Source organism: Nonomuraea cypriaca, assembly GCF_015645445.1.
GTDB lineage: Bacteria > Actinomycetota > Actinomycetes > Streptosporangiales > Streptosporangiaceae > Nonomuraea > Nonomuraea cypriaca.
Map to the genome: position 1 here is coordinate 20,230 of NZ_JADOGI010000138.1, position 8,831 is coordinate 29,060.

6 protein-coding genes are annotated in these 8,831 nt (G+C 73.0%); 4 read left to right on the forward strand and 2 right to left on the reverse strand.

Going from position 1 to position 8,831, the window contains the following annotated elements:
• Nucleotides 1–68: 68 nt before the first annotated feature.
• Nucleotides 69–5,006 (reverse strand): tetratricopeptide repeat protein, encoded by a 4,938-nt coding sequence (locus ITP53_RS59600; protein ID WP_195899802.1) that lies wholly within the window; start codon nucleotides 5,004–5,006, stop codon nucleotides 69–71.
• A 122-nt stretch (nucleotides 5,007–5,128) separates the two neighbouring features.
• Here ITP53_RS59600 and ITP53_RS35330 point away from each other — a divergent pair, with 122 nt between their 5' ends.
• From ITP53_RS35330 to ITP53_RS35340, 3 genes are all read left to right on the forward strand, one after another.
• The gene (locus ITP53_RS35330) at nucleotides 5,129–5,674 is read left to right on the forward strand and encodes a hypothetical protein (protein ID WP_195899803.1); all 546 of its coding nucleotides are present in this window, start codon (nucleotides 5,129–5,131) and stop codon (nucleotides 5,672–5,674) included.
• Between the two features lie 45 nt (nucleotides 5,675–5,719).
• Nucleotides 5,720–6,100 carry a hypothetical protein gene (locus ITP53_RS35335; RefSeq protein WP_195899804.1) on the forward strand — a complete coding sequence of 127 codons (381 nt, stop codon included), beginning with the start codon at nucleotides 5,720–5,722 and terminating at the stop codon, nucleotides 6,098–6,100.
• Between the two features lie 79 nt (nucleotides 6,101–6,179).
• Nucleotides 6,180–6,851: a DUF6766 family protein gene (locus ITP53_RS35340; RefSeq protein ID WP_328816785.1), complete on the forward strand. Its 672-nt coding sequence runs from the start codon at nucleotides 6,180–6,182 to the stop codon at nucleotides 6,849–6,851.
• Nucleotides 6,852–6,870: 19 nt separating this feature from the next.
• On the opposite strand, the gene ITP53_RS35345 is transcribed toward ITP53_RS35340, so the two are convergent.
• The gene (locus ITP53_RS35345; RefSeq protein ID WP_207756856.1) at nucleotides 6,871–7,722 is read right to left on the reverse strand and encodes a 1-aminocyclopropane-1-carboxylate deaminase/D-cysteine desulfhydrase; all 852 of its coding nucleotides are present in this window, start codon (nucleotides 7,720–7,722) and stop codon (nucleotides 6,871–6,873) included.
• A gap of 43 nt (nucleotides 7,723–7,765) precedes the next feature.
• Between ITP53_RS35345 and galK the strand changes: the two genes are divergently transcribed.
• The coding region (gene galK, locus ITP53_RS35350; RefSeq protein WP_195899805.1) for a galactokinase at nucleotides 7,766–8,831 on the forward strand (1,066 nt) is incomplete at its 3' end.

Genomic DNA, 8,831 nt, shown 5'->3' on the forward strand with positions numbered 1-8,831 from the left:
TTGACCAAATGAGACTAGGCGGTCATTTAATTAAGCTCAAGTTCACGTGATGGACACCACATGGCCAATCATCTGAGTTTGGCCAGAAGCGACTCGGCCTCGGGGGTGAAAGTGGGGTCGCCGGTTGCCGCTGCTTTGGCCAGCAGGTGCTTGGCGGGGTCCAGGTCGCCGCGGGCGTAGCGGATCTCGCCCAGTCGGTAGGCGGCCTCGGCCACCAGGTCGGTCTGCTCGGTCAGCCCCAGCGTCAGTTCGTAGAAGCGCAGGGCGCCGTCCCGGTCTCCCAGCCAGTAGCACAGCTCGCCCAGGTGCGCCGCGGCCAGCCCCGACTCCGAGTCGCCCGCGTCGATGACCCGCTGGTACCAGGTGAGCGCCTCGGGGAAGTCGCGGTTCCGCTTGGCCAGCGCGCCCAGGTACATCGCTCCGAGCGCGCTCGTGTGGCCCTCGCCCGCCTCGACGGCCCTGACGTACCAGTCGCGGGCGCGCGACTCGTCCTCCTTGTCGTAGGTCTGGCCGAGCGCGACCATCGCCCGCGCGGCGAGGTCCGCGTCGCCGGCGTCGAGCACCCGCAGGTACACCTGCCGCCCCTCGTCCACCTCGCCGGCCCGCACGAGAGCCTGCGCGAACACGCTGAGCGCCGTCGGCTCGCCGCTCTCCGCCGCCGTACGCAGCGTGCGCAACGACTGCTCGGTGTCTCCCTGGCGGTCCTGGAGCATGCCGAGCAGGCTCCCGAACACCCCCTGCACGGGACTGTCGGCGTCGCCCGCCTGGCGCTCGGCCAGGGTGTAGAACGCGTCGGAGTCGCCCTCAGAGTCGAGCAGGGCCAGCAGCCGGCCGCCGGCGACGAAGCGTACGTCGGGGTCGTCGTGCTCGTTCAGCCGCTCGAACATCGCCCGTGCCTCGGCCGTCTCGCCCAGCTCCGCCAGCCGCTCGGCCACCCGCAGCTCGGTGAAGGGGCCCGTCCCCGCCACCTCGTAGTAGCCGCGGACGGCGGCCGGGTCCTCGCAGAGGTCTCCCAGCTCGCGGGCCGGCTCGGCCCCGTCCTGGCCCATGAGCGTCAGCACCTGCACGGCCAGCGGGTGCTCGCCGCGCCGGGCGGCCTGGTAGGCGAGGGCGTCGAGGTTCTTCAGCGCGGTCTGGGCCAGGTCGGTGCCGGTGGCCGCGGCCTCGGCGAACGCCCGCGCGGCGGCGAGGTGGTCGCCCTCCTCGTGCAGCCACAGCCCGAGCATGACGCCGCCCCTGGCCACGGCGTCCGGCTCCCCGGACGTGAGAGCCAGCCGCGCCTCCCTGGCCGCGCCGTCGGCGTCGCCAAGCTCGCGCAGCGCGCCGGCGAGGTCCGCCCGCAGCCCGGGTGTGGTCTCGGCGAAGCCGGTCTCGACGCCCCTGCCGTACATGAGGGCCGCCCGTTCCATGTCGCCCCGCAGCTTGTACGCGTCCCCCCACGACCAGTAGCCCAGCGCCACGGTCTCGGGATCGCCGGTCCCCGCGGCGCGCTCGGCCTCGATCTCCAGGGCGTCGTAGTCCCCTTCCTGGAGCAGGTGGACGAGCAGGCGGCGCAGGCATTCGAGGTCGCCGCCCGACGCCCCGCCGACCAGCACCCCGCGTGCCCCGGCGGTGTCGCCGCGGTCCGCGAGCAGCCCGGCGAGGAGGACGGCGGTGCCGGGCAGCCCGGCCTCGGCGGCCTCCACGGCCCCGTCGAGGTCACCGCGGCGGCTTCGTACGACGGCGATGTCGCGCCAGGCCGCCCCGGCCGCCCGCGGGTGCTCGGTGGCGGGCAGCAGGCACAGCTCGGCCCCGCAGTGCTCGCCCTGGTTCGCCAGCAGCGCGCCGAGGCCGAGCCTGGCCTGGGCGGCGTGCTCAGGCTCGCCCAGCTCGACGGCGAGCAGGAAGAGCGGCTCGGCGACGTGGCCGGGCATCCCCTGGGCCCGGACCGTGACCTCGGGCAGCACCTCCGCGCGGACCGCGGGCTCGGCGGCGGCCAGCAGGCGGCGTACGGCGGGCACGTCCTCCTCGTCCAGCGCGAGCAGCAGCCCGGCCAGCAACTCGGAGCCGATCTGCGCGGTCAGCGCCGCCAGCGCGCCCTGCCTGTCGCCTGACTCGGCCAGCACCCAGGGCAGCTCCTCCGGGACGGCCCGGCCGAGGAGGTGGCGGGCGGCGGCGGCGGCGTAATCGTCGTCGTCCTGCGCCGCGGCCCGTTCCAGTGCGAAGTGCGCGGACTCGGTGTCGCCGGCCGCCAGCAGGCACCGTCCCGCCTCCAGCATGGTGACCGCCTCGGAGCCGGGATCGACGGCCGCCGCCCGCTCGAACGCCGCCCGCGCCCCCCGCAGGTCACCGGTCGCGGCGAGCAGGCCGCCGAGCAGGCGTTCCGACTCTCCGCTCACCTCGTACGGCGCCTCGGTCAACGCCGCCAGCGCCCCCTCAGGATCACCGTGCTCACGCAGCATCCTGGCGTGGTGCACCGCCGCGTCCGCACCGAACGCCCCGGCCAGCCGCTCACGGGCCTCCTCCCGCCGCCCGCAGGCCACGAGCGCCTCCGCCAGCCGCAGCACCACGTCCGGGTCCTCACTCGTGCCGGCGAGCCGGGTGAGCGCCTCAGCGGCCTCCGCGTGCTCGCCGAGGTCGCGCAGTGCGGTGCCGGCTGCGCTGAGTGCGATGGCGTTGAGCCGGTCGTCCGCGCCGACGGCCTGCCGCCAGGCGGCGACCGCGCCACGCCGGTCGCCCGCGTCGTCGCGCAGGGAGCCGAGGTAGCAGCCCGCCTCCTGGCGCAGGTCCGGGTGGCCGGCCGTGGCGACCAGCGTGAGCGCGCCGTCGGCGGCGGCCCGCCGGCCCGCGCGCTGCCAGGCGTGCGCGCTCCGCATCGCGAGCGTGCTCGCCATCCAGTACGCCTCCCCCTCGGGGAACGCCTCGGCGGCGGCGTCGAAGTCCTGGTCCAGCAGCAGCCTGCCGAACTCCCCCATCTCGCCGGGCGCCAGCGCGAACGCGGCCCGCGCGGCGGCGAAGTCGCCGAGCCTGACCCTCGTGAAGCCCAGCGGCCAGGCCGCCCGCTCCGGCGCCCCCTCGGCGATCAGCCGCTCGTACACCCGGCAGGCCGCGAGCAGGTCACCCTGCTCCTCACACACCCCCGCCAGCGCCCCGGCCGCCGCGAACCGCAGCCCACCACACCCCGTGTCGAAAGCCTCCCGGTACGCACCCCGCACCTCCCCGCGTACGCCTTCCGCCTGGTCGCGTACGTGCTCCGCGACCAGCCCGCCCAGCGCGTACGCCACGAAGGGCGCCAGCGCGGGATGACCGTCCGCCCGCGCCCGGCGCAGCAGCTCGATCGCCTCGTCCTGGTCGGCCAGCACGTCCTTGCAGATCACCGCCGTGTACGACAGCGCCAGCGGATCACCCGAGCCCGCCGCCGCCCGGAACATCCCGGCGGCGTCCGACAGGTCCAGCCCCGCGGCCGCCAGCACCTGCGCGAGCACGGCGGTGCCGATCGCCGACACGGCCGGGTCCGCGTGGTCCATGGCCGCGCGGTAGCGGGCCAGCCCCTCCTCCCTGCCCAGCCGCTGGTGGGCGAGCATCGCCCCCAGCACGGGATGCGAATCGCGCTCCCGCACCAGGTGCAGCAGGAATGCGGCGTTGAACGCCTGGGCGACGTCGTCGCACTCCGCCACGTACGACAGCAGCTCGTCGGCCTGCTCCCGATCCCCCTCGCCCAGCTCCAGCTCGGCGAGCGTCACCATGGCCCGGATCGACTGCACCTGCGCCCCGGAGTCGGCGGCCAGGCGCAGCAGCCGTCTGGCCCCGGCCAGGTCGCCGGCCTGCAGGCGGGCCAGCCCGGCGTCGGTGTCCTGAAGCGCCTGCTCCTCCACGGGATCGGCCAGCGGCTGCTGCCTGGCGGCGTGGTCGACCAGCAGCGCGGCCTTGAACGCGGCGTCCGGGCCGGCGTGCTCCGACGCGTACGCGGCCAGCTCGATGATCTCGTCGTGCCGATCGGCGTGCTGTTCGAGCAGCAGGCTGAGCAGGGTGACGCAGATCGAGGCCCACTCGCTCTCGCCCGCCTCCAGCACAGCACGCAGCGCGGCCAGCGCCTCGCCCGCCTCACCGGCCTCGGTGTGTATCTGTGCCAGGCACGCGCGGGCCTGGAGGGCGTATTCGCGCTGGCCGCTGGCGATCACCCGCTGGAAGATCGCCTTGGTCTCCGCCACGTCGCCGAGCTGTGCGGTGACCTTGGCCAGCTCGATCAGCGCGGGCAGCCGTACGTCGGGTCTGAGGTCCTCCGCGGCCACCCGGTAGGCTGCCGCGGACTCGGCGTACTCGCCCAGGTCCACCAGCACCGCGCCGAGCAGCTTGTGCGCCATGCCCTGGTGGTCGGCGTGCCCGACGGCGATGGCGTGCTCGCACACCTGCCTGGCCCGCTCGAACTCCTCCGCCTCGGCGTACTGCTGGTAGAGCCGGAACGCCGACAACGCGACCACGTCGGGATCGCCGCAGGTCAGCAGCGCCCGGTAGTCCTCCTCGTCCACGGCGGCCTCGTACAGTTCGCGGGCCGAGGCCGGGTCCTGGTGGAACTCGGGCAGCTCCAGCCGCGCGGCCAGCTCCCCCACGGCGGGGCTGTCGCACCTGCGGGCCCGCTCCAGCGCCTCCTGCGCGCCCGGCGCGTCGCCCAGTTGCGTGCACACGAGCACCAGCGCCGTGTCGGCGAGCGCGGCCACCTCGAAGTCCGCGCCGTCCGAGGCGATCATCAGCACCCGGTGCGCCGCCGGCCACTCCTTGGCGTTGACCAGCATCATCCCCATGGCGATCGCCGAGCGCTGCCCGAACACCGGGTCGCCCGACTGGATCACCGACCGGTGCGCCGCCTCGGCGCCGTCGAGATCCCCCTGCTCATGCAGGAGTCCCGCCAGCAGATGGGACGCCTCGGGGTCGCCCGTGGCCGCGATCTGCCTGAACAGCACGGCGGCCTGGGCAAGATCCCCTGATTTCCAGCAATTCACGGCCGCGTCAAGCTGTTCTGACGCCATTATCACTCCAAAGTCATCCAACAATGTGAAAAAGCTACACATATGCCGCCCAGGGCACAGGGCATTCCGAGATCTCCGGGTCCTCCCGCACCGAAGCCGAGGGGGGCCGTAGCGTAGGGCCCATGGCGAGAGCGTTCTGGATCGATCAAGAGTTCGACAGGGACCGTGACGGGCGCTATGCCGTGCACGTTCGCAAGAACCTGGCGGAGTTCGAGTGGGGTGACATCGCGCCCGTGCGGTTCGCGTGCGCGGCGTGGCGGCTGGCCTCGCCGCCGTCGCTGACGCCTGGCTACGTGCGGTGGGACCGGCGCGTGCTGGAGGCGACCTGCCACCGCAACACCTGGGACGGCACGCTCAACGCCCGGATCAAGCTGGTCTCGCCGCTGCCCGAGGAGCTGACCCGGTCGCGGGCCTGGTGGCGCGACCGCGGCTGGCTGGGCTGGCAGGAGACCTTCGGCCAGTACGTCGAGCCGACCCAGCAGGACCTGGCCAGGATCCCGTTCCTGCGGGCCACGCTGCTGATCGAGGCGCCGGTGCCGCTCGGCGACCTGCCGCCGGAGCCGGAGGGGCCGCACGACGACGTCGAGCAGCGTGCCCACCGCGCGGTGCTGGTGCTCGTACGCGAGCTGAACGCCCTGGTTTCCCCGGTGCTCGACCAACTGGGCTGACTCGATCTCCGGCATGTCCGGTGCGCCCTTGGGTAACAGGGGTCCATGAGAATCCCGCTCATCGTGGCGGCGCTGGCGCTCGCCGTGGCCGGTTGCGCCGTGGACACGGCCTCGCCCGCGCGGGCGGCGGAGCGGTTCCACGCGGCTCTTTCCGCGCACCGGGAGGACGCCGCGTGCGCCCTGCTCGCCCGCAAGACCGCCGACGAACTCCCCGACCCCGGCCAGACGTGCGCGGGCGCGCTGCGTGAGCTGCGGCTGGGACCGGGCGGCGCGGTCACCTCGGTGAGCGTGTGGGGTGACCACGCGCAGGTGCGGCTGGCCGGCGACACGCTCTTCCTGACCCGCTTCGGCGACGCGTGGCGGGTCAAGGCCGCCGGTTGCGAGCCGGTGCGCGACCTGCCCTACGAGTGCGAGGTGGAGGGCTGATGCGGGTGATGTTCACACTCACCCTGATCCTGATCGTGGCCGGGCTGGCGTGGTTCTTCGCCGTGGGGTCGTCGCGACTGTGAGATGGCTCAGGGAGAACTCACTGTCGTCGGCGTTCATGGTCATGTTCGTGCTGGCGCTGGGCGGGCAGGCCGTGGCCGGGATGCTGGAGTTCAACGACCAGCAGCGGGTGGACGGCGGCGAGCCGGTCTCGCTCTTCCAGTACGTCGCCACCTCGACGTTCGCGGTGGACGTGGCGGAGAACTGGCAGTCGGAGTACCTCCAGTTCTTCCTGTTCATCGTGCTCACCGTCTGGCTGATCCAGAAGGGCTCGCCCGAGTCCAAGGAGCCGGGGCGGGCGGGGGCCGAGTCGGACGAGCAGCAGCAGATCGGGCGTCACTCCGATGACCACTCGCCCCGGTGGGCCAGGGTCACGGGGGCCCGGCTGTGGTTGTTCAGCAACTCGCTGGGGCTGGTGATGGGGGTCGTCTTCGTGTTGTCGTGGCTGGCGCAGTCGGTGGCGGGGCAGGCCGCGTACAACTCGCAGCGGCTCGGCGACCTGCGGGATCCGGTCTCATGGGGGTCGTACGTGACCTCACCCGAGTTCTGGAACCGGAGCCTGCAGAACTGGCAGTCGGAGCTCCTGGCCGTGCTGTCCATGGTGGTGCTTTCGATCTTCCTGCGCCAGCGCGGCTCCCCCGAGTCCAAGCCCGTCGGGGCCGCTCACGTATCCACGGGGGTGGAGGGCTGACCGGCGACCTCGGGACCGCTCACGGGCTGGCGATCACGGGACCGCTCACGGGCCAGCCCGCGATCACGGGACCGCCCAGGGGCTGGCCGGTGATCACGGCGACGATGCGGGTGCCGGGGGTGAAGGCGCCGTGGCGGGCGAGGTCGAGGATGCCGTAGAGCATCTTGGCCACGTACACACCTTCGACACGAAATTTCGCGATGAATCGGTCTAGGTCGGGCGTTGAGCGGGCGTATCCGCCGAAGTGGTAGTCGAGGTTGATCGCCCAGTTGGACCACGTCCGCCCATACGCCTCCCGCTGCAGCCTCTCCACCTCACCGGCGAGGAACCCCGCCCCCTTCAGCACCGCGAACCCCAGCGCCCGCCGCCCCTCGGGCAACCCCGCCGAGATGCCGGCCAGCGTCCCCCCGGTGCCGACCGGGCAGCAGATGACGTCGTACGCGCCGCTGATCTCCCCCGGCAGCTCGGCGCACCCGCGTAGGGCCGCCGCGTTGCTCCCGCCCTCCGGCAGGATCACCACGTCGGCGCCCCAGCGCTCGCGCAGCCGCGCCTGCACCTCGGGAGTGTGCTTGAGCCGGTACGAGCCCCGATCCAGGTAGGTGAGCGTCATGCCGCAGGCTGCGGCGTGAGCCAGGACGGGGTTCAGCGGCAGGTGCTCCTCGCCGCGAATGACCCCGATCGTCCCGATCCCGTGCCGCCGTCCGGCCTCCGCCACGGCCCTGATGTGGTTGGAGTACGCGCCCCCGAACGTCAGCAGCCGGCGCTCCCCCAGCTCAGGGCCCAGGTTGTACTTCAGCTTGCGCGGCTTGTTGTCGTCGTGCATCAGGAACACCCGGACCCGGCCGAGCCCTGGATCCACGAGCTCCTCCATGGCGCTAGTCTACGGTCGGGCCTTTGTTGAGGAGTGTTCGATTATGCGCGTTGTTGAAGCTTTTCGTGCCGCCTACGGCGCGTCCCCCCAAACCGTCTGGCGCGCGCCGGGCCGGGTCAACCTGATCGGCGAGCACACCGACTACAACGACGGCTTCGTCCTCCCGTTCGCGGTGCCGTGGGGCGTGACGGCGGCGGTCACGCCGCGCGCGGACCGTACCATCCGGCTGCTGTCGCTCCAGACCCCCGGCGAGCCGATCACCCTGGCCCGCCACGAGGACTCCAAGGGCTGGACCCGCTACGTCGTCGGCGTGTTCGCCATGCTCGGCGACCGCGTGGCCGGCGCGGACATCGCGATCGACGGCGACGTCCCGCAGGGCGCGGGGCTCAGCTCCAGCGCCGCGCTCGAGGTGGCCGTCGCCACGGCGCTCAACGACCTGCACGGCCTGGACCTCTCCCCGATGGACCTCGCCCTGCTCAGCCAGCGCGCCGAGAACGACTTCGTCGGCATGCCGTGCGGCATCATGGACCAGGCCGCCTCGGCGCTCTGCCGGGAGGGTCACGCGCTGTTCCTCGACTGCCGCTCGCTCGGCTCCAGGAACATCCCGCTCGACCTGGCCGCCCACGGCCTGAGCCTGCTCATCATCGACACCCAGGTGCACCACGAGCACGCGGGCGGCGAATACGCCAAGCGCCGCGCGGAGTGCGAGTCGGCGGCGCGCAAGCTCGGCGTCGAGGCCCTGCGCGACGTCACGGACCTGGCGGCGGCGCTGGAGCGGCTGAGCGGCGACGAACGCAAGCGCACCATGCACGTCGTCACCGAGAACCACCGCGTCGAGGCCCTCATCGGCCTCCTGCGCGCCGGCGCCGTCACCGAGATCGGCGCCCTGCTGAACGCCTCCCACCTGTCGCTCAGAGACCAGTACGAGGTGTCCTCCCCCGAGCTCGACGTCGCCGTGGAGGCCGCCGTCAGGGGTGGGGCACGAGGCGCCAGAATGACCGGCGGCGGCTTCGGCGGCTCGGCCATAGCCCTGGTGCCGGTGGAACGCCTGACCGCCGTCCAGGACTCGGTCTCCACCGCGTACCGCAAACACGGCTTCCAACCCCCCC